At 65.6% G+C, this 20,106-nt stretch carries 16 protein-coding genes; 4 read left to right on the top strand and 12 right to left on the bottom strand.

All coding sequences use genetic code 11. The features are described from left to right. Nucleotides 1-96: 96 nt before the first annotated feature. From NFH97_RS01440 to NFH97_RS01450, 3 genes are all read right to left on the bottom strand, one after another. Nucleotides 97-2,283 (bottom strand): TRAP transporter permease, encoded by a 2,187-nt coding sequence (locus NFH97_RS01440; protein ID WP_045993314.1) that lies wholly within the window; start codon nt 2,281-2,283, stop codon nt 97-99. Nucleotides 2,284-2,380: 97 nt separating this feature from the next. Continuing rightward, nucleotides 2,381-3,358 (bottom strand): TAXI family TRAP transporter solute-binding subunit, encoded by a 978-nt coding sequence (locus tag NFH97_RS01445; protein WP_287164769.1) that lies wholly within the window; start codon nt 3,356-3,358, stop codon nt 2,381-2,383. Between the two features lie 188 nt (nt 3,359-3,546). Beyond that, nucleotides 3,547-4,611 carry a tartrate dehydrogenase gene (locus tag NFH97_RS01450; protein ID WP_045993316.1) on the bottom strand — a complete coding sequence of 355 codons (1,065 nt, stop codon included), beginning with the start codon at nt 4,609-4,611 and terminating at the stop codon, nt 3,547-3,549. A 124-nt stretch (nt 4,612-4,735) separates the two neighbouring features. Between NFH97_RS01450 and NFH97_RS01455 the strand changes: the two genes are divergently transcribed. Continuing rightward, nucleotides 4,736-5,638 (top strand): LysR family transcriptional regulator, encoded by a 903-nt coding sequence (locus NFH97_RS01455; protein WP_349624264.1) that lies wholly within the window; start codon nt 4,736-4,738, stop codon nt 5,636-5,638. Nucleotides 5,639-5,657: 19 nt separating this feature from the next. Here NFH97_RS01455 and NFH97_RS01460 read toward each other — a convergent pair whose 3' ends face one another. Further along, the gene (locus tag NFH97_RS01460) at nt 5,658-6,833 is read right to left on the bottom strand and encodes a BaiN/RdsA family NAD(P)/FAD-dependent oxidoreductase (RefSeq protein ID WP_222516917.1); all 1,176 of its coding nucleotides are present in this window, start codon (nt 6,831-6,833) and stop codon (nt 5,658-5,660) included. Nucleotides 6,834-7,268: 435 nt separating this feature from the next. On the opposite strand from NFH97_RS01460, the gene NFH97_RS01465 reads away from it, so the two are divergent. Both NFH97_RS01465 and NFH97_RS01470 read left to right on the top strand, forming a co-directional pair. Next, complete coding sequence (locus NFH97_RS01465) at nt 7,269-8,393, top strand: efflux RND transporter periplasmic adaptor subunit (protein WP_045993319.1); 1,125 nt, start codon at nt 7,269-7,271, stop codon at nt 8,391-8,393. Next, a complete protein-coding gene (locus NFH97_RS01470) occupies nt 8,393-11,506 on the top strand; it encodes an efflux RND transporter permease subunit (protein WP_348827859.1) in 3,114 nt (1,037 codons plus the stop codon). The genes NFH97_RS01465 and NFH97_RS01470 overlap by 1 nt, the downstream gene beginning before the upstream one ends. 24 nt (nt 11,507-11,530) lie before the next feature. Here the strand turns inward: NFH97_RS01470 and NFH97_RS01475 are convergent, their stop codons facing one another. From NFH97_RS01475 to NFH97_RS01495, 5 genes are all read right to left on the bottom strand, one after another. Beyond that, nucleotides 11,531-12,538 (bottom strand): ArsA family ATPase, encoded by a 1,008-nt coding sequence (locus NFH97_RS01475; protein ID WP_349624265.1) that lies wholly within the window; start codon nt 12,536-12,538, stop codon nt 11,531-11,533. A 135-nt stretch (nt 12,539-12,673) separates the two neighbouring features. Continuing rightward, entirely contained in the window at nt 12,674-12,940 is a 267-nt protein-coding gene (locus NFH97_RS01480; RefSeq protein ID WP_045993347.1) for a cory-CC-star protein, read from the bottom strand. A 17-nt stretch (nt 12,941-12,957) separates the two neighbouring features. Continuing rightward, a complete protein-coding gene (locus NFH97_RS01485) occupies nt 12,958-14,631 on the bottom strand; it encodes a carbon starvation CstA family protein (RefSeq protein ID WP_349624266.1) in 1,674 nt (557 codons plus the stop codon). A gap of 172 nt (nt 14,632-14,803) precedes the next feature. After that, the gene (locus tag NFH97_RS01490; protein ID WP_349624267.1) at nt 14,804-15,265 is read right to left on the bottom strand and encodes a VOC family protein; all 462 of its coding nucleotides are present in this window, start codon (nt 15,263-15,265) and stop codon (nt 14,804-14,806) included. 338 nt (nt 15,266-15,603) lie between these two features. Next, complete coding sequence (locus tag NFH97_RS01495) at nt 15,604-16,134, bottom strand: hypothetical protein (RefSeq protein WP_349624269.1); 531 nt, start codon at nt 16,132-16,134, stop codon at nt 15,604-15,606. Nucleotides 16,135-16,415: 281 nt separating this feature from the next. Here NFH97_RS01495 and NFH97_RS01500 point away from each other — a divergent pair, with 281 nt between their 5' ends. Beyond that, a complete protein-coding gene (locus NFH97_RS01500; protein WP_045993324.1) occupies nt 16,416-16,847 on the top strand; it encodes a SpoIIAA family protein in 432 nt (143 codons plus the stop codon). Nucleotides 16,848-16,868: 21 nt separating this feature from the next. On the opposite strand, the gene NFH97_RS01505 is transcribed toward NFH97_RS01500, so the two are convergent. From NFH97_RS01505 to NFH97_RS01515, 3 genes are read right to left on the bottom strand one after another with little or no spacing between them, the layout of a single operon-like run. Then, nucleotides 16,869-18,107, bottom strand: a complete 1,239-nt coding sequence (locus NFH97_RS01505; RefSeq protein WP_045993325.1) for an alpha-hydroxy acid oxidase — start codon at nt 18,105-18,107, stop codon at nt 16,869-16,871. Continuing rightward, nucleotides 18,104-19,126 (bottom strand): 2-hydroxyacid dehydrogenase, encoded by a 1,023-nt coding sequence (locus NFH97_RS01510; RefSeq protein ID WP_349624270.1) that lies wholly within the window; start codon nt 19,124-19,126, stop codon nt 18,104-18,106. The genes NFH97_RS01505 and NFH97_RS01510 overlap by 4 nt, the downstream gene beginning before the upstream one ends. Next, the gene (locus NFH97_RS01515; protein WP_349624271.1) at nt 19,119-20,060 is read right to left on the bottom strand and encodes a dihydrodipicolinate synthase family protein; all 942 of its coding nucleotides are present in this window, start codon (nt 20,058-20,060) and stop codon (nt 19,119-19,121) included. The genes NFH97_RS01510 and NFH97_RS01515 overlap by 8 nt, the downstream gene beginning before the upstream one ends. Between the last annotated feature and the right edge of the window lie 46 nt (nt 20,061-20,106).

The raw sequence follows: 20,106 nt of genomic DNA on the forward strand, positions 1-20,106 counted from the left end.
CCGTAGGCCGCCTCCCCCGCGATTTACCACCTGGGCTTGCGCTCAGGTCCAGGACGCCAGGTACCGCGGCGTCCTGGCTTTGCTGCCTTGCGCTCCTCAGGAGGGCAGCGTACCGGCGCTCTTGTGGCGCCAGCGTTGCACGCCCCAGATCGCCGCGCCCAGTCCCAGGCCGATCAAGTCGGTGACGAGGCCACCGGAGATCATCGCCAGGGCGGCTGCCCCAAGCACCACACGCTGGAGCAGATTCGCCGGAGCCGCCAGGAAATAGCCCTGAAGCGCCGCCGCCAGCAGATAGATGCCGATACCGGCGGTGATCGCCACCCTCAGGATCGCCCACCAGGTCCCCTGCATCAGAAGCTCGGGGCTGTAGAAGAACATGAAGGGCACGATGAACGCCGCCAGGCCGAACTTGAACGAAGTGGCCGCGGTCTTCAGCGCATTGGTGTTGGAGATCGCCGCCGCCGCGTAGCCGGCCAGCGCCACTGGTGGCGTGATCGCGGACAGAACCGCGTAGTAGAACACGAAGAAGTGTGACACCAGCGGCGAGATACCGATCTGCTGAAGCCCCGGCGCCACCACCGACGCCGCCACCGCGTAGGCCGCCGTGGTCGGCATGCCCATGCCAAGCAGAATCGAGATGCACATGGCGAAGAACAGCGCCAGGAAGTGGCTGGTGTCGGCCAGCCCCAGCAGCATGGAGGCAAAGCGCGCACCGACGCCGGTCAGCGAGATCACGCCGACGATGATGCCGGCACAGGCGCACACTGCGATCAAGGGCACCGACATTCGGGCCCCCAGTTCCAGCGCCCGCAGCAAGGCCTTGGGCCCCATCCAGTGCGGCGTCAGCCAGGACACCACGGCGGCGCTGGCCATCGCCAGGGTACCGGCACGGATCACCGAATAGCCCATGAACAGGGTGGTGATCAGGATGATGATCGGCAGGAACAGATAGACCCGCTTGAGCATCTCGGTGACCAGCGGCAACTGGTCCTTGGGCAGACCCTGCATGCCGTCGCGTCGGGCTTCCAGGTCCACCATCAGATAGATGGCGAGGAAGTACAGCGCCGCCGGAATCAGCGCGGCGAAGGCGATCTCGGTATAGGGGATGCCGGTGATCTCGGCCATGATAAAGGCGCCGGCGCCCATGATCGGTGGCACGATCTGGCCACCGGTGGAGGCTGCCGCTTCGATGCCGCCCGCGCTGAGCGGATGGTAGCCCACCCGCTTCATCAACGGGATGGTCAGCGAGCCGGTGGCCACCACATTTCCCGCCGAGGTGCCGTTGATCATGCCCATCAGCCCCGAGGCGAATACCGCCACCTTGGCCGGGCCACCGCGCGAACGCCCAGCCACGGCGAAGGCGAAGTTGACGAAGTAGTCCCCGACCTTGGAGGCCTGCAGAAAGGCGGCGAAGGTGATGAACAGGATGATGTAGGTGGACGACACCGCGGTGGTCGGCCCCAGCACCCCGCTGTCGGTGTACAGGTAGGTGAAGAAGCGCTTGGCCGTGTAGCCGTCATGTTCGAGGATGCCCGGCAGGTAGGGCCCGGCAAAGGCGTAGAGCAGGAAGACACTGGTGATGGCGATCAGCGCCAGACCGGCGATACGCCGGGTCAGCTCCATGATCAACAGCACCCCACTGGCCGAGACCAGCAGTTCAGGCGTGCCCACCAGCGGAGTGCCCGCCGCCATGCGCCAGCGTCCCAGTACGAAGATCAGAAAGGCCGCCACCACCAGCGCCGATACCATCAACGCCAGATCCGGCCAGTGAATGCGATCACCACGACTGGGAAAGCACCAGCTCGATACCACCCCCGCCACGCTTGCGATCGCCAGCGCCACCGCCAGATGCAGCGGCAGCCAGTTGGTCACCGCCACACCGGGGCCTTCACTCAGCCCCCACAGGGCCAGCGCGCAGGCACCCGCGTAGCCACTGGCGAGTGCCGTGATCAGCGCAGCGAGACGTTCGAGTCCTGCTGGCCTTGAGCCCTTGCCGGCCCCGCCTTCAGGGTCCACCGACATCGCTGCGGTGATGGCAAAGCCGACCATCAGTCCACCGGCGATGTGCAGAATGCGAAAGGTCCAGGTCTCGATCGGCGCGATATTCAGCGCGTAGAGGTGCATCGCGGTAAACAGCACGCAGCCGAGCATCACTGTCCTGCCGACCAGCCCGCCGAGGACGCGCTCGTTGTGGGCACGGGGCAGCTCGTCGGCGCCATCCGCCACCACCGTCTGAAGCGGAGCCACCTCGTCGGCGGGCTCCGGTTGTCTTGTCGTTGTCATCTCGCTGTACCTCAGGTCACGAGGGCCGAGGCCCTGGCGGACCCCGGCTCACGAGCTTCAAGGGCCGACCGTCTCAGACGGCCGGCGCCATAGCACTTCAGCCTTCCAGATCGTCCGGAATGTCGTAGCCGTTCTCCTCGAACCAGCGCACGGCGCCCGGATGCCAAGGCATGAAACTGTTCTGGGAGAAGTTTTCCGGCAGCGTTTCCTTCGCCGAGCCATGGACCTTGAGCATGCGCTCATGCTCTTCCATCACGGCCTTGGTCACCTCGTAGACCAGCCCCTCCGGCATGTCCTTGTGGGTGATGGCGAAGTTCCAGATCGACACCGCCGGTGTCGGCTCGTCCAGCGACTGATAGGCGCTGGCCGGGATCGACGAGGCGCTGAGTGCCGGGAAGTCCTCAAGGAACTGCTCACTCTCCTCCGGCGAGAACGAGAAGATGTTGACGTCGGCCTGGGCTTCCAGCTGACTGAACGCCGATACCGGAATCCCCGAGGCGAAGGCGAACGCATCGAGCAGGCCATCCTGGACCTGACCGGCCTGGTCGGCAGCGCCGCCGTTGCGGGTATCTGCCTCGATCCCGAGCTTGTCGAAGATCTGCGGGAAATACAGATCACCGGTACCACCGGCCGGCCCGATACCGACGGTCTTGCCGTCGAGGTCATCGATGGAATCGATGCCCGAGTCCTTGAGCGCGATCACCTGCAGCGCCGTCTGGTACATCGGGAAGACCGCGCGCACGTCGGTGTGCTCGACCCCCGGTGCCAGCTGGCTGTTACCCTGCCAGGCCTGATAGGCCGGTCCCATGGTGACCATGCCGAACTCGTGCTCGCCCATCTGCACCATGGTGACGTTCTGCACCGGGCCACCGGTGACCTCGGCGCCGAACGAGATGCCGGTGCGCTCACCTACCAGGTTGCCCCAGCCGCTGCCGTAGATGTAGTAGGTAGCGCCCTGGCTACCGGTGCCGATGGTGACACTCTGGGGCCAGTCACTCTGGTCGTCGGCGGCCATGCTCGGACTCGCCGCCACCGCGGCGATCACTGCACTGAAAAGAAGGGTTTGGGATTTCATGGCGTTGCTCCTTGGCGTTGTGATTGTTACTGCCAAGCCTCTCGATGGGCTCGTGGAGCGGGGAGTCTCTGCTCGGAAGCCGAGCCTCCCCGAATCCCGCGTCGGTGTTTCGGCATCGATGCCATCCGACGGGGACAAGGTCATCGCCTCCTGCCCGCAGGGGGCAGGAAACGACGGGGATCTCAGACTCAGCCCTGGGCCTCGATGTCGGCGCAGATGGCCGCCGTCACGTCGCGGGTCATGGCGTCGCCGCCCAGGTCCTTGGTCTGCATGCCGGACTCGGTCAGGCGCTCGATGGCCGCCATCAGGCGCTCGGCGGCGGTATTCTCGCCGAGGTATTCGAGCATCATCGCTGCGGTCCAGAACGAGCCCACCGGATTGGCGATCCCCTGGCCCGCGATATCGAAGGCAGAGCCATGGATCGGCTCGAACATGGAGGGGAAGCTGCGCTCGGGGTTGAGGTTGGCGGTAGGCGCAATACCCAGGCTGCCGGAAAGCGCTGCCGCAAGATCCGAGAGGATGTCGGCGTGCAGGTTGGTGGCGACCACCACATCCAGGGTCTCGGGCTTGAGAACCATGCGGGTGGTCACCGCATCTACCAGCTCACGATCGATCTCGACCTCGGGGAAGTCCTTGGCCACCTCGAAGAACACCTCGTCCCACAGCACCATGCCGTGACGCTGGGCGTTGGACTTGGTCACCAGAGTCAGCTTCTTGCGCGGGCGGCTCTGGGCCATCTCGAAGGCAAAGCGATGAATCCGCTCGATGCCCTTGCGCGAGAAGATGGAAAGCTCGGTGCCGATCTCGTCGGGCAGCCCCTGGTGAACGCGCCCGCCGTTGCCGGAGTACTCACCCTCGCTGTTCTCGCGGATGATCACCCAGTCGATCTTGTCGGCGCCCTCGAGACGACTCTTCACGCCCGGCAGCACCCGAGCGGGGCGCACATTGGCGTACTGATCGAAGCCCTGGCAGATGGCCAGGCGCAGATCCCACAGCGACACGTGGTCGGGCACGTCCTGGCTGCCCACGGCGCCAAAGTAGATGGCGTCGAACTTCGCGAGCTTCGCGAGGCCACCCTCGGGGATATACTCGCCCTGTTCCAGATAGCGCTTCGAGCTCCAGTCGAAGTCCTCGAATTCGAAGTTGAAGTCGCCGCTCTTCTTGGCCAGCGCCTCGATGACCTGCTTGCCTGCCTCGATGACCTCAAGGCCGATACCGTCACCGGGAATCACCGCCACCTTATGCGTTCTCATCTGCTGTCACCTCACTGAAGATTCTGTAAACCGGAGGTCTTGCCGGGTTCACGAAGGCTAGGTGACAGGGACAATTGGCGGCAATAGACTGGCGGTTGAAGCTACCATGACGCCTGGGTTAACCATGAAATCGCTTGCCGACCTCGAATTCTTTGTCATCCTGTGTGAAGCGGGCAGCCTGTCGCGCACCGCAAAGGATCTCGACATCACCCCGGCTGCTGCCAGCAAGCGCTTGGCAAATCTGGAAAAATGCCTGGACACCCAGCTTTTTTACCGCACCCCGAGAGCCATGAGTCTGACCCCGGACGGGGTCGTCATGTTGCGCTACGCGAAGCGCATGCTGGCCGACATGGAAGCGCTTCACCATGCACTAAAGGTGAACGCCGACGAAGCCTCGGGACAGATAAGAATCAACGCCCCCTTCGGATTCGGTCGACGTCATATTGCTCCTTTCGTCGCATCTTTCGTCGAACAATTCCCCGATATCGACTGTCAGCTTCACCTCTCGGATCACCCGCTTAATCTGGTGGCAAATGCCTTCGATATCGGTATCCGATTCGGCACCCTTCCCGACTCGGGACTGCATGCCAGAAAGATCGCCTCCCACCGACGTCTGCTTTGTGCATCACCCGAATATCTGAAGAACCACGGGCATCCCGACACCCCGGAAGCATTGAGCGAACACAACTGCATCGTGCTCAGACAGAACGAGGACACCTACGGCAACTGGCGCTTCACCCGGGGAGAGCGTCACCATCAGGTCAAGGTCCGTGGCAACCTGTCGGCCAACGACGGCGAGAGCGTGCTGACCTGGGCCATTCGCGGCCACGGCATCGCCGTGCGCGCCGAGTGGGACGTGCACGAACATCTGGAGCAGGGACGCCTGGTACGGGTGCTGCCGGACTACCAGCTACCCAACGCCGACATCTACGCGGTCTACCCCTACGCCGATCACCTGCCGATCCGCATCCGCCGCTTTATCGACCATCTGGTCAGCGAGATGGAGGCCTTGCCGTCGCACGAGTAGGCAGGGGGGGACGAAGCGTCTACACCGACTGGCCGCAGGCCACGGCCGACGCCCAGGCCCACTGGAAGTTGTAGCCGCCGAGTTCGCCGGTGACATCGAGCACCTCGCCGATAAAGCGAAGCTGGGGCAGGCCCTGGACTTCGAAGGTCTTCGACGAGATGGCGTCGACGCAGACGCCGCCCATGGTCACCTCGGCGGTGCGCCAGCCTTCGGTGCCGGAGGGCTTGATGCGAAAGCGGTTGAGGAAGTCCGCCCAGGCCGCAAGGCTTGCGTTGGAGCGCTCGGCGAGTACGCCGTCATCGCCCTGCCACTCCACCAGGGACTGCGCCAGGCGCTTGGGGTAGTGCTCGGACAGCCAGGTGGACAGGCGACGCTTGGGGGTATCGCGGCGGGCCTGACACAGCGCCTCGAAGGCGTCCTTGCCGGGCATCAGGTCGATCTCGAGGTCGTCGCCGGGCTGCCAGTAGCTGGAGATCTGCAGCATGGCGGGACCGGACAGCCCACGGTGGGTAAACAGCAAGGGTTCACGATACTCGCCCCCGCGACAGCGGGCGACGACGTCGGTGGACACCCCGGCAAGCGCCGCCGCCCGCTCCTTCCACTGCGAAGTGAGGGTAAAGGGCACTAGCGCCGCCCGGGTATCGGTGACCTCCAGGCCGAACTGACGGGCGATATCGTAGCCAAAGCCGGTGGCGCCCATGCTGGGGATCGACAGCCCACCGGTGGCGACGACCACTGCACCGGCATCGATGCGCCCGGCGGAGGTGGCCAGGCGCATGCCCTCGCCCTGGCGTTCGATGCGCTCGACACTGGTCTTCAGGCGTAGCTCGACGCCGGCCCAGTCGCATTCGGTCAGCAGCACCTGGAGCAGGTCCTTGGCGGAGTCGGCGCAGAACAACTGTCCCGGCGCCTTCTCGACGTACTCGAGGCCGTGGCGTTCGACCAGCTCGACGAAGTGCTCCGGGCGATAGCGCTTGAGCGCCGAGATGCAGAAGTGGGGATTGGCGGAGAAGAAGTTGGCCGGGGTCGTCGCCATATTGGTGAAGTTGCAGCGCCCGCCGCCGGACATCAGGATCTTCTTGCCCGGCTTGTTGGCGTGATCGATCACCAGCACCGAGCGTCCGGCGTAGCCCGCCGTCAGCGCACACATCAGACCGGCGGCTCCGGCACCAATCACTACCACGTCAACCTTCATGGATCATTCCCCTCACCGCCCGTTGTTCGCATCACGCCCTGGCGCCCTCGTCGGCAGCGCCTCACCCTGGGCTGGTCGCCATGTGCAAGCGCGCTGCCGAAACCCTTGGCGCAACAAAAGCCCGCCATACTAGCAGAGCCGTCCACTCGATTCGCCCTGAAACACCGTGGCATGCAACGGCCTGTTGTTACTCGGCGAACGACTTGCGAAAAGATTGTGCAACCCGCACCTTGCTCAAGCCAGCGAGGCCATGTCTCAGGCATGCTGTCGCTATCCTCGGACACTTGTGTACGACCATCGTATCCGATCGTTTACGCTGTGCGTCGGCCACGCCTCGAGCGCCGTCCACCGTAGAATGCCCAACGCAGGAAGCTTGCCATGCCGTCAGTTCGTTGCCCCAGGACCCTATCGCATCGCACGTCGAGACCAGGGAGGATGGGGGTTCGCCTGGCCCTGGCTCTGGTGTTGGCCCCGGTGCTGGCGGGTGTGGTGTCGCCCAGCCTGGCGCAGCAGCGCGGTGCCGGCACCCAGGGGCCTCCCCCCACCCCGGTGATCGCCGCCGAGGTGACCCAGGAGGCCTGGTCCGATCCGCTGGAGTCGCTGGGGACGCTATCGGCCAACGAGAGCGTGACCCTGTCGGCCACGGTGACCGACACCGTCTCGGCGCTCAACTTCGAGGGCGGCGAAGAGGTCAGCCAAGGCGATGTGCTGGTGGAGCTGTCCGATATCGAGGAACGCGCCGCCCTGCGCGAGGCCCAGGCACTGCGCACCGAGCGACAGAACGCGGTCAATCGCTTCGCTCAGCTCGAAAGCCGCAATCTGGCGCCCCGCGCCGACGTCGAGGACAGCCGTGCCCAGCTTCAGCAGGTGGACGCGACCATCGCCGGGCTCGAGGCGATGCTCGAGAACTACCGGGTCAAGGCGCCCTTCGACGGCGTGGTCGGGGTGCGTGACATCAGCGTCGGCACCCTGGTCACTCCGGGCACCGAGCTGACCACCCTGGACGACGTCTCCCACATGAAGCTGGACTTCGACGTGCCCGAGGTCCAGCTCGGCTCGCTGTCGCGGGGGCTTACGCTTACCGCCACCACCGCGGCCTATCCGGATCGGGTGTTCGAGGGCGAGATCGCCACCATCGACTCGCGCATCGACCCGATCAGCCGCAGCATCTCGGTGCGCGCCCTGCTCGACAATGAAGAAAGGCTGCTGCGTCCCGGCATGCTGATGCGGGTGACCATCGCCAGAAGCCCGCGTCAGGCGCTGGTGATTCCCGAGTCCGCGCTGGTCCCGGAAGGCCAGCGCCAGCGGGTCTGGGTACTGACCACGCGTGAGCCGACGTCGACCGAGGCCGGTGAGGTGGTCCGCCGGGATATCGAGGTGGGCTCGCGGCGCGAAGGCGACGTGGAAGTTGTCAAGGGGCTCGAGGCCGGCGAGCTGGTGGTCACCCACGGCAATGACCGCCTGCATGAAGCCTCCCGGATCACGCTGATCGGCATCGAGGACGAGACCACCAGCGTCAGCGACATCCTGCTCGAGCAGCGCCAGGGAGACGACACCTGATGCGCCTGTCCGACGTTTCCGTCCAGCGCCCGGTGCTGGCCACCGTCCTCGCCGCCCTGATCGTCGCCTTCGGCCTGCTGGCGCTGACCCGTCTGCCGCTGCAGGAATACCCGACCATCGATCCGCCCATCGTCAGCATCCGCACCGCTTACCCCGGGGCGTCCGCCGACGTGGTCGAGACCCGTATCACCCAGGTACTGGAAGAGCGCATCGCTGGCATCGCCGGCATCGAGGTGATCTCCTCCACCTCCACCGACGGCAGCTCCAATATCAACGTCGAGTTCAGCCTGTCCACCGACATCGATGCCGCCGCCAATGACATGCGCGACCGTATTTCCGGCGCCGCCGACAATCTGCCGGACGAAGCCGACCCGCCGGAGGTGCGCAAGGAGGACACCAGCTCCGAGGTGGTGATGTGGCTGATGCTGTCCGGCGAGGGCTATACCACGGCGGAGCTGACCGACTACGCCGAGCGCTACCTGGTGGACAGCTTCTCGGTGCAGGAAGGTGTTTCCGGGGTGTTCGTCGGCGGCGCCAAGGAATACGCCATGCGGGTGTGGCTCGACAACGACGCCCTGGCCGCCCGCGGGCTGACCGTCAGCGACGTGGAGTCCGCGCTCAGGGCTGAAAACGTCGAGCTGCCCGGCGGCGCGGTGGAGTCACAGGATCGCCAGTTCATGGTGCGCCTGCCACGAAGCTTCTCGACCCCGGAGGACTTCCGCGCCCTGGTGCTCGATCGCGGCGAAGGCGGCTATCTGGTCCGGCTGGCCGACGTGGCCCAGGTGGAACTCGGCACCGTGGAGGAGCGCTCGCTGTTTCGCGGCAACGGCCAGACGGTGGTGGGCCTTGGCATGGTCAAGCAGTCCACCGCCAACGTCATGGCGCTGTCCAAGGCGGTGCGCGCCGAAATGCAACGGCTGTCCCCTCGCCTGCCGGACGGCATGAGCCTGTCACTCAACTACGACGCCTCCACCTTCGTGTCCGGCGCCATTCGCGAGGTGGTCAGCACCCTGTTGATCGCCATCGGCCTGGTGGTGGTGGCAATCTTCGTGTTCCTCGGCAACCTGCGCACCACCCTGGTGCCGGCGGTCACCGTGCCGGTCACCCTGATCGGCACCTTCGCCGCCCTGGCGGCCATGGGCTTCACCATCAACCTGCTGACCCTGCTGGCGCTGGTGCTGGCCATCGGCCTGGTGGTGGATGACGCCATCGTGGTGCTGGAGAACATTCATCGACGCATGCATCTGTATGGCGAGACACCGCTGGTGGCGGCCTTCCGCGGCGCCCGCCAGCTGGCCTTTGCGGTCATCGCCACCAGCCTTGTGCTGATCGCGGTGTTCGTGCCCCTGAGCTTTATTCAGGGCGACGTCGGCAAGCTGTTCACCGAGTTTGCCCTGACCCTGTCGGCGGCGGTGGCCATCTCCACCCTGCTGGCGCTGACCCTGACCCCGATGATGGCCTCCAAGATCCTGTCGCCAAGCCTTCACGAGGGGCGCCTGGCCCACTGGGTCGACCAGGGGCTGAACTGGGCCCAGGGCGTCTACCGGGCTTGCCTGGAGGTCGTGCTCAAGGCGCGCTGGCTGGTGGTAGCCTGCTTTGTGGCGATGCTGGCCGGGATCGCCTGGCTGTATCCTCAACTGCCGGCCGAGTACACCCCGCGGGAAGACCGCGGCACCTTCTTCGTCATCATCAGCGGCCCGCCCGGCGCCACCTTCTCCTATATGGAGGACTACATGGACGAGGTCGAGGCGCGGCTGTTGCCCCTGCGCGAGACCGGCGAGGTCGAACGGGTGCTGATCATCGCTCCCCAGGGACGCGGCAACACCGAGAACTTCAACTCCGGTTTCGCCATCGTCGGCCTGTCGGACTGGGCCGAGCGCCGGCCCGCCTGGCCGATCATGAACGAGGTGCGCCAGTCACTGGCCGACCTGCCCGGCATCCGAGCCTTCCCGGTGATGCGCCAGGGCTTCGGCGGCGGCACCGAACAGGGCGTACAGTTCGTGCTTGGCGGGGGCAGCTACGAGCAGCTGGTGACCTGGCGCGACGCCCTGATGGACCATATTCGCCAGACCAATCCGAGACTGTTGAACCTCGAGAGCGACTACGAGGAAAACCAGCCCCAGCTCAACGTCAATATCGACTACACCCGCGCCGCGGATCTCGGCGTCACCGTCAGCGAGATCGGCCGCACCCTGGAGACACTGCTGGGTGGCCGCACCGTGACCCGCTTCACCGACCAGGGCGAAGAATACGACGTCATCCTCGAGGGCGAGCGTGGCTCCACCCCCACGCCGAGTTCCCTGGACAACGTGCGGGTGCGCTCGGACCGCACCGGTGAGCTGATCCCGCTGTCGAGCCTGGTCACCGTCGAGGCCTTCGCCGGGCCCAGCCAGCTCAACCGCTATAACCGCCTTCGGGCGATCACCCTGCAGGCCGATCTGGCCGACGGCTACTCCATGGGCGAGGCGCTGGACTACCTCGAGAACGCCGTCAGTGAGGTGTTACCGGCGGGCGTGCAGACCGACGTCAAGGGCGCGGCCCGGGACTATCGCGAGTCCACCGGCGCCACCACCTTCCTGCTGGTACTCGGCACCCTGGTGGTCTTCCTGGTGCTGGCGGCCCAGTTCGAGAGCTTCGTCCATCCGCTGGTGATCATGCTGACGGTGCCCCTGGCCATCGGCGGCGCCCTGCTCGGCCTGTGGCTGACCGGTCAGTCGCTGAATATCTATAGCCAGGTGGGCCTGGTCATGCTGGTGGGGCTCGCCGCCAAGAACGGCATTCTGATCGTCGAGTTCGCCAACCAGCTAAGAGACGAAGGCACCGAGTTCCGCGAGGCGCTGATGCGTGCGGCCATGACCCGCCTGCGTCCCATCGTGATGACCTCGGTCACCACCATCGCCGGCAGCGTGCCCTTGATCCTGTCCAGCGGCGCCGGCGCCGAGACGCGCATCGTCATCGGCACGGTGATCTTCACCGGCGTCGCCGCCGCCACCTTCTTTACGCTGTTCGTGGTACCGGTGGCCTACGATCTGATGGCCCGGCGCACCGGCTCGCCCGGCGACGTGGCGCGCAAGCTGGAGCGAGAGATGGAACAGTCGCCGGACGCCCACTGAACCGTAGCCCTGGAATCCAGCGTCTTAAAAACCTGCGTTCTCCAGGCAGTCGGCCAGGGTCTCCAGCGCCGGGAGACCCTGGACGTCGGTGGCGAGCCAGGGCACCCGCGGACGCGGCAGGTGGGCAAAGGTCGCATCGATACGCGCAAGGTAGGTCTCTTCCTGCACGCGACGGGCGGCAAGAAAGTCGCCGTCCGCCTCTACCGGCAGTACGCGGTTGACCAGGGTGGCGGCAACGGGAATCCCCGCCTCTTCCAGTGACGTCACGGCACGGGCGGTCTCGAGGATCGGCAGGCGCTCCGGCGTCAGCACGAACAGGAAGCCATTGTGACTTGCGTCCTGGATGCGCCGGCGGGCCTGGTGAAACAGCCGCCGTCGCGCCAGCAGGGTCTCGGCGATATCCCGGGTGCGCGGGTCCTGATCCCGGGACGCTGCCTCGTCTTCCGACTCGAACGGCGAGGTCACGTCGCGCCGAGAGCCAGGAGTCAGATGGGCCAGCACCTTGCCCAGATGCTCGGACTTGCGGCTGTGGGCGAGCAAGCCGTCGGTCCAGGCGGCCATGGCCTCGGGCAGGCTCAACAAGCGCAGCGTATGACCGGTGGGCGCGGTGTCGAACAGCACCAGATCGTAGGGCAGGCTGTCGTCGGTCATCAGTCGCGACAGCCGCTCCAGCAGCGCCGCCTCCTGGGTCCCCGGCGACTGCCGCGACAGGCGCATCTGACGTTCCAGCTCGTCCATCATGGCCGGCGCCGCATAGCGCCGCATCTGGGCGGTCACCCGCGCCAGATGCGCCTCGACCTCGCGATCAGGATCGATCTCCATGGCGTCCAGGCCGGGCAATAGCCGCCGCGGGGTATCCCCGAGTTCACTGGCAAAGACGTCGCCCAGGCTATGGGCGGGGTCGGTGGAGGCCACCAGCACGCGCTTGCCTCGGCGTGCCGCCAGCACGCCCAGCGCCGCCGACATCGAGGTCTTGCCGACGCCGCCCTTGCCGCCGACCCACAGTCGGCGACGATCCAGCAGTTCCTTCATGGTCTTCCCTTGTCCATTCTGGTCCCTTGTCAGCCCTGCCCTTGTCAGCCCGGTACAGCGTTACCCCCTGTCCAGCGCACGCTCGGTCCCGGCAATTGTTGCTAGAGGGTGTCGTGATCGTCCTCCGCCCCCGGTTCAACAGCAGCGGAAGTCGTCCAGCGGCGAGCGCTCCATGCCCATGCGCTGGTGCCAGTCATGGAACCGTTCCATCAACAGTGGCTGAAGCTCCAGAGTGTAGTAGCCCACCGGATTGGGCATGCCCATCAGCTCCGAGAACACCAGCAGCATGAACAGGTCGTCCTCGTCGCGCCGGGCGCGGGCGATGGCGCCGCGATACGGCGCCGAGTAAGACTCCTCGGCGAAGTGGCGCGCCGACGACAACCAGCGACGCCACTTGGCCAGACCCTCGTCGTGATCGCTCACGGCGCCTCCCCGCGCACTTCATGACGCAGCCGCTTGAGCGCCGAGGCGCACTCCATCGCCACCAGCACCGAGGCGATCAGCACCACGATATCGAGCGCCAGCAGGAAGTAGTTGCCTGCGACAAAGAAGCTCTTGAGCTGGGCCAGCAGCGCCAGCACCGTGACGATCAGCAGGAACACCAGGGGAATCAGGGTGTAATAGACCGGGCGATGGTTGCGCATCAGCATCACCGTGACCACCAGCAGGGTCAGGCCGGCCAGCAGCTGGTTGGTGGTGCCGAACAGCGGCCAGATGATCAGGCCACCGGAACCGTCTGCCCCGGCGCCGAAGGCCAGCACCAGGCACGACAGCACCGCCAGCAGGGTCGCCACCGCCGGCTTCTTCATCCACGGCTGGTCGTAGATCTCGCCCCACTCCTGGAAGATATAGCGCTGCAGGCGCAGGCCGGTGTCCATGGTGGTGCCGGCGAACAATGCCGCCATCACGGTGAGCAGGGTCGCGGCGGTGGCCTCGGGCAGGCCGATGCCGTTGTGGATGATAAAGGCACCGCCCTCGACGAAGGCGTTGACCCCACCCTTGCCGAAGGCGTCGTACATGGCCTGCCAGTCGCCGAGGGTGGCAAAGCCTGCGGTGGCCGCCAGGATCGACCCCAGCGCCAGCATGCCCTCGCCCACCGCGCCGAAGTAGCCGACAAAACGCACGTCGGTCTCGCGATCCAGCTGCTTGGAGGTGGTGCCGGACGACACCAGACCATGGAAGCCGGAAATCGCGCCGCAGGCGATGGTCACGAACAACAGCGGGAACAGCGACGGTGTACCCGCGGGTACATCACTGTTGAAGCCCGGCGCCACGATGTCCGGGTTCAACAGCGCCAGGGCGCCATAGAGGATGATCAGGCCGATGAACAGCTGCAGGCCGTTGATATAGTCGCGCGGCTGCAGCAGCATCCACACCGGTAGCAGCGAAGCGATGGCGGCGTAGCCGAACAGCAAGAGGATCCACACCGCCTGACCGGACAGCGCGCCGACCTCGGTGGGCATCTGGATCGGCACCGCCGGCCCGATGCCGATCAGGGCGTAGAGCGCCACCACACCGATCACCGATACCAGGCCAAGGCCGATGATCCGGCGATAGATCAACTGGCCGATGACCAGCGCCACCAGGATGGCGCCCCACACCGGGATAACCGCCGAGGGGAACTTCATCATCAGGCCGGCGATGACCACGGCAAAAACCGCGTTGACCATCAGTAGCAGCAGGAAGATCACGATCATGAAGATGCTGCGGGCGCGGGTGCCTACCACTTCTCCGGTGAGCGCGCCCACCGACTTGGCCTTGTTGCGCACACTGGCCCAGATCGCGCCGGCGTCATGCACCCCGGCGAAGAAGATAGTACCGAAGATGACCCACAAAAAGGCCGGTACCCAACCCCAGATGACCGCGATGGCCGGGCCGACGATGGGAGCCGCTCCGGCCACCGAGGTAAAGTGGTGGCCCCACAGCACATAGCGGTTGGTCGGCACGAAGTCGACGCCATCTTCGAACTCGTGGGCGGGGGTGACGAAATCCCTGGACAGCTTCAACACCTTATCGGCGATGAACTTCGAGTAGATGAAGTACCCGAGGGCCATGGCGGCCAACCCCAGGACCAACACGATGACTGCACTCATGAGCGACTCCCTTGCGGCAGGTTATTGGTAACGGCCTTGCGTCGAGGGTCCCTTCCTGAAAGCACAGCACCCGTAGCCACCAGGCTCTCCTCGACGTCCTACCCCCTGCTTAACAGCATTGTTTTTATTGGAAAAACAGCATCCTGGATATCCGCCAGAACGTGGACCGAGATCAACTATCGTTGCTGGATCTGGCCTGGGGTTCGCCCGGTCCAGGCCAGAAGAAGGGATTGTGGGCCACCTCCCAGAGGTGCCCGTCAGGGTCGGCAAAGTAGCCGGAGTAGCCGCCCCAGAAGGCCTTCTGCCCAGGCTTGAGCAGGTTCCCGCCCGCTCGTCTGGCCTGGATCAGCACCGCGTCCACTTCTTCGGGGTCCTCGGCCATGTAGGCCAGGGTCACGCCGCGAAAGCCCTCGCCACCGGCGTTGACCATCAGGTCATCGGCCAGATCGTGCCAGCCGTACAAGGCAAGCCAGGTACCCTGCAGCGAAAAGAAGGCGATCCAGGGGGCGCTGTCCTCCAGGCGTGGCCAGCCAAGCCCCTGTTGATAGAAGTCGATGGCCCGTTCGAGCGAGTGAACACCGAGGGTGATCATTCCGATACGCGGCTTGGGCGCGCGGGGTTCGACCTTTGCCATCTGGCCCTCCTGACGCTTTGGCGTACGACAGCTATTGCTGAGAGCCTAGACGGGAAAACTCTGATGCTGGAGATACAAAAAACCCGCCGTGTCGAAACGACACAGCGGGTATCAAGGTGGTTAAGCTTTTTCGTCGGCGGCGTAGGCGATCGTCAGGTGTCGCGATCCTGTGGGTCTGAGGCACGCGCGCACTGACCGGGGTCTAGTCTAGCCTGGCTAGAATTGACCTGGCCTCGCCTCGCACCCGCCGTCGACAATCGCAGGCACCTTTCAGACAAGCCTCGGGCTTTCTTCGGAAGGTCGGCGAGCACCGGCACTTTTCGCGCAAGCCTTCCGCTTTATCCTTGGCCTTCGACAACCAGCTTATAGTCCAGGGTCGGATTCAGCGGGCAGGAGTAGACGTATTCACCGGGTTCCAGGCTGACGGCGAAATCCCCGGTCTGACCGGTGCCGAGGCCACCGCCGGACACGCTGGGTAGCCGAGCGCGGTTGAGCAGGCCGTCGCCACGCAGCCAGAAACCCAGGTCATAGGGCACGCCCTCGTTCTTGACCCGGAACACATAGTCTCCGGCGGGCACTCGCAGCACCCTGGCCTCTGCCAGCCGCGCCTCACCGGTGTCGTCGTTGAAGGCCTCGCAGTCGGCCTTGCTCTGGGGGTGAATGCCGTGATCGGTGCCGTTCTCGCTTCCCAGGAACTGACAGCCGACCTGGGTCAACTCGATGACGGTTGCCTGACCGGAGGGCGTGTCGGCTGCCTGGGCTTGCTGTGAATGGGCCGGCGCGACCCAGCCCAGTGCCCCCACCAGGCCGAAGGCCAGGGCCCAGCTCGCCCACCCCACCGTCTGGCCTTTCTCTCCATCCGCTTGCATGTTCGCCACCCTCCTTTGCATGATGATGCCTGGTCTGGTCGTGGCGCCGACATTGCTGTGTTCACACCTGTATCTATCGCTACGTTCGAAGCAAGGTCGGGGCCTACCTGTCGTTGTCGCTATCGTTACGTCAGGCCTTACGACCGAGTGCAAGGACGGCAAAGCGTTGGCGTCGAACACGGAAGATCGGCCGCCATGGATGCCACAGCGACTATGCTGAGAAAATCCCGTCACGCTGCATCGCGACGTGAGTCCCGCCGTCCCCGACAAGGAGATTCAAGATGCTCGAGCAGATTCCCCACCCGGCCGAACACGTGGTCGCCATCCGCGCCGGCGGTACCGTGACCGCGCAGGAACTCCAGCAAGCCATCGACCTGATCGAAATGACCAAGAAGCGCTGCCCCAAGGTCAGCCTGGTGGCGGAACTCGACAACCTGCGCTGGATGACCCTGACCGCGCTGCTGCGTGACCTGGGCTATGGACTAACCCAGATCGGCGAGCTTGACCACTACCATCGCGCCGCGGTGATCACCGACAAGGAGTGGATCAAGCACATCGCCCATCTCGAGGACAAGCTGGTCAGGAAGATCGAGATCCGCACCTTCTCCCACAAGGAGCACAGCGCGGCCATGGAGTGGGTGGCCGAACTGCCCGAAGCAGCCACCGATGACGCCGATGAAGAGCCCGAGCAAAAGGGCTACCACGGGGCCTGACGCACATCAGGCGCGAGCGGCTCAGTCGGATGCCTTGTCGCCGGTCTCGACGCCTGCCCCGACACCCGTATCGGCGGCTGTCGTGGCACCCGCCGTGCCACCTTCCCTGCGGCGCAGCAGGTGGGGGCCGAGCTGGTCGATGGCGGTTACCCCGAGCAGCGCCATGTTGCGCTCGATCTCCTCGCTCATCAGACGAATGGCGTGGGCGACCCCTGCCCCTCCGGCGACGCTCGCCGCATAGTTGAAGGGCCGGCCGACGAACACGAAGTCGGCCCCCAGCGCCAGCGCCTTGAGCACCTGGCCGCCGCGGCGAAAGCCGCCATCGATCATCACCGGAACCTTGCCCTCCACCGCCTTCACCACCTCGGGCAGCATAGTCATAGGCGCCACCGTAGCGTCGAGCTGGCGGCCGCCGTGGTTGGACACGATAAGACCGTCGGCGCCCGCCTGGCAGGCCCGGCGTGCGTCGTCGGGATGCAGGATCCCCTTGACCACCAGCTGGCCGGGAAAGCGCGAGCGCACGTGCTCGAGGGTCGACCAGTCAAGGTGACGCCGGCCGGCGAAGTCGCGCGCGGCGTGCTTCGCCAGCACCGGCACCCCGCGCGTCGCCGCGTTGTTCTCGAAGTGGGGAACACCATGACGCAGCAGGGTGCGCAGGAAGGTACCGGTGAGCCAGCGCGGACGTGTCAGTCCATCCCAGGCCAGCCGCGCGCTCGGCTTCAAGGGGCTCGAAAAGCCCGAGCGACGATGGTTTTCCGGGTTGGGCGGCACCGGGTAGTCGACGGTGATGACCAGACGCTTGTAGCCGGCCTGGATGACCCGCTCAAGCAGGGCGTCGATGCCCTCCAGGGTGCCGGGCAGGTAGGCCTGGAACCAGTCCGCGCCGGTGGCCTCGGCGAGTTCTTCCATGGGTATCAACGAGGAGGCGCTGACGATCATCGGGATCTCGGCACGTTGGGCCTGTTCTGCCAGCACCATGTCGCCCCGGTAGGCGGTCAGCGCGCTGATACCCATGGGGGCGATACCGAAGGGCTGCGAGAACCGTTGCCCCAACAGCTCCACCTCGGTGGAAATCGACGACACATTGACCAGCGCCCTGGGCAGCCAGTGCACCTCGTTGAAGGCCTCGCGACCGGCCCTTGCCGTCTCGCCCTCCTCGGCCACGCTGGCGACATAGCCGAACAGGGGCCGCGGCAGGTGGCGACGCGCCGCCCGCTCGAAGTCGTCCAGGCTCAGGATGCGCTCGAGACGTCGCTTCATGATGCCCTCCCTGCTCGCCAGGACGCCTGGTTGACGGCGTTGACCGGGCCTTCGCCGACCAGCGCACCGATCAGGTTGTCCACCGCGCGCCGCGCCATGGCAGCACGGGTCTCGTGGGTGGCCGAACCGATATGCGGCAGCACCACTACATTGTCCATGCGCGCGAGCGGCGAGCCGGCGTCCAGCGGCTCCCGGGTAAAGACGTCGAGCCCGGCGGCGCGGATGGTGCCCTGTTCCAGCGCCTCGATCAGTGCCGTCTCGTCGACGACCTTGCCCCGAGCGATATTGATCAGCGCGGCGGAGGGCTTCATCCGGGCAAGGGCGTCGGCGTCGATCAGGCGATGGGTGTCATCGCTGTAGGGCACCGCCAGACAGACGATGTCGGCACGCGCGAGCAGCTCGTCCAGGGTGCAGTGTTCAGCGCCGAGGTGTTGCTCGAGCTCAGGCTTCGGTGCCCGCGCGGTGTGCAGCACCGACATGCCGAAGCCCAGCGCGCCGCGCCTGGCGATCGCCGCGCCGATACGCCCCGCGCCGACGATGCCCAGTGTCTTGCCGTGCACGTCGTGACCAAACTGGTCGGGCCCGACATGGGACGTCCAGCGTCCTTCCCGCACCATGCAGGACAGCTCCACCAACCGCCGCTGAGTCGCCATGATCAGGGCAAAGGCGGTATCTGCGGTGGTCTCGGTAAGCACGTCCGGGGTATTGCACAGCAGGATGCCCCGACGATTCATCGCCTCGAGCGGCAGCTGGTCGTAGCCTACCGAGATGGTCGACACCACCTCGAGATGGGGCGAGCGCTCGAGCATCGCCTCATCGAGTTCGAGCTTGCCGCCGATCAGACCGTGGGCGCTGGCCATCGCTGCCTCGAAGGCCTCGCGATTGCCCTCGTTCAGATCCTCGAAATAGTCCACCTGGCCCACCTCGTTCAAGGCCGCGAGTTCCTCCTCGCCCAGCCGCCTCAGGGCGACGATACGAGGCGCCTGCCCACGATCGCGGGCAGCGGGTGCTTTATCCATGTTGTTCCTCCTTGAGTCCCGGCATGGCGAAGTCTCGCTCTTCCAGCGCCGCGATCAGCTCCTGGCGGCGCCCTGACTCCAGTTCAATCAAGGGCGGGCGTAGCGTCGCCCAGGACGGCTGTCCCGAAAAGTGTGCGGTAGCCGCCTTCATCGCCGGTATCAGCGGATAGCGCTCGAACAGATCACGCATGGCGTTCAACCCTGCCTGGCGTTCATCGGCCTCGGCTGTCTGCCAGTCGGCGGCGAGCCCGGCGATGGCCGCCGGATTGACGTTGGCGGTGGCACTGATGCAGCCCGCTCCCCCGCCGCGCAGCGTATCCAGCAGAAAACGCTCGCTGCCGGCGTACACCGCAAAGCCGTCGGCGCCGAAGGCGTCGATCAGTGCCTGGGTGTTGGCGAAGTCGCCACCGCTGTCCTTGATCCCCGCGACCATCTCGGGGAAGGCCTCGCGCAGCCGTGCGATCAGCTCGATCGACAGCGGCACCTGGGCCACCGGCGGAATATGGTAGAGATACAGCCGCAGGCGCGCATCGCCTACCCGCTCGATGACCTCGGAATAGTAGCGATAGAGGCCCTCGTCGCTGACGCCCTTGTAGTAGAACGGCGGCAGCATCAGCACTCCGGCCGCGCCCATGTCTACCGCGTCGCGGGTCAGCGTGACCGTATCGTCGATGGCGCAGTGGCCGGTGCCCGGCATCAGCCGTGAGGGATCGATGCCCGCCTGCCCAAGCTGTGAGAGCAGCTCGCGCTTCTCGCCAAGGGTCAGCGAGTTGGCCTCGGAGTTGGTGCCGAACACCGCGAGTCCGACCCCGTGGGAGTCAAGCCAGCGGCAGTGGGCAACGAAGCGCTCGGTATCGACGGCGAGATCCGACGTGAAGGGGGTGATCACCGGCGACCAGGCGTCGCTGGCATGTGCCAGGTTGGTGGCTGTCATGATGCGATTTCCTTAAATGGAGTGGAGCGCTCGATCGAGGTCGGGC

Source organism: Halomonas sp. SCS19 (assembly GCF_040147015.1).
Classification (GTDB): Bacteria; Pseudomonadota; Gammaproteobacteria; order Pseudomonadales; family Halomonadaceae; genus Halomonas; species Halomonas litopenaei.

Bases quoted from the DNA above. Each gene is read 5' to 3' on its own strand.
- NFH97_RS01440 (WP_045993314.1), bottom strand. From the start codon at position 2,283: ATGACAACGACAAGACAACCGGAGCCCGCCGACGAGGTGGCTCCGCTT.
- NFH97_RS01445 (WP_287164769.1), bottom strand. From the start codon at position 3,358: ATGAAATCCCAAACCCTTCTTTTCAGTGCAGTGATCGCCGCGGTGGCG.
- NFH97_RS01450 (WP_045993316.1), bottom strand. From the start codon at position 4,611: ATGAGAACGCATAAGGTGGCGGTGATTCCCGGTGACGGTATCGGCCTT.
- NFH97_RS01455 (WP_349624264.1), top strand. From the start codon at position 4,736: ATGAAATCGCTTGCCGACCTCGAATTCTTTGTCATCCTGTGTGAAGCG.
- NFH97_RS01460 (WP_222516917.1), bottom strand. From the start codon at position 6,833: ATGAAGGTTGACGTGGTAGTGATTGGTGCCGGAGCCGCCGGTCTGATG.
- NFH97_RS01465 (WP_045993319.1), top strand. From the start codon at position 7,269: ATGGGGGTTCGCCTGGCCCTGGCTCTGGTGTTGGCCCCGGTGCTGGCG.
- NFH97_RS01470 (WP_348827859.1), top strand. From the start codon at position 8,393: ATGCGCCTGTCCGACGTTTCCGTCCAGCGCCCGGTGCTGGCCACCGTC.
- NFH97_RS01475 (WP_349624265.1), bottom strand. From the start codon at position 12,538: ATGAAGGAACTGCTGGATCGTCGCCGACTGTGGGTCGGCGGCAAGGGC.
- NFH97_RS01485 (WP_349624266.1), bottom strand. From the start codon at position 14,631: ATGAGTGCAGTCATCGTGTTGGTCCTGGGGTTGGCCGCCATGGCCCTC.
- NFH97_RS01490 (WP_349624267.1), bottom strand. From the start codon at position 15,265: ATGGCAAAGGTCGAACCCCGCGCGCCCAAGCCGCGTATCGGAATGATC.
- NFH97_RS01495 (WP_349624269.1), bottom strand. From the start codon at position 16,134: ATGCAAGCGGATGGAGAGAAAGGCCAGACGGTGGGGTGGGCGAGCTGG.
- NFH97_RS01500 (WP_045993324.1), top strand. From the start codon at position 16,416: ATGCTCGAGCAGATTCCCCACCCGGCCGAACACGTGGTCGCCATCCGC.
- NFH97_RS01505 (WP_045993325.1), bottom strand. From the start codon at position 18,107: ATGAAGCGACGTCTCGAGCGCATCCTGAGCCTGGACGACTTCGAGCGG.
- NFH97_RS01510 (WP_349624270.1), bottom strand. From the start codon at position 19,126: ATGGATAAAGCACCCGCTGCCCGCGATCGTGGGCAGGCGCCTCGTATC.
- NFH97_RS01515 (WP_349624271.1), bottom strand. From the start codon at position 20,060: ATGACAGCCACCAACCTGGCACATGCCAGCGACGCCTGGTCGCCGGTG.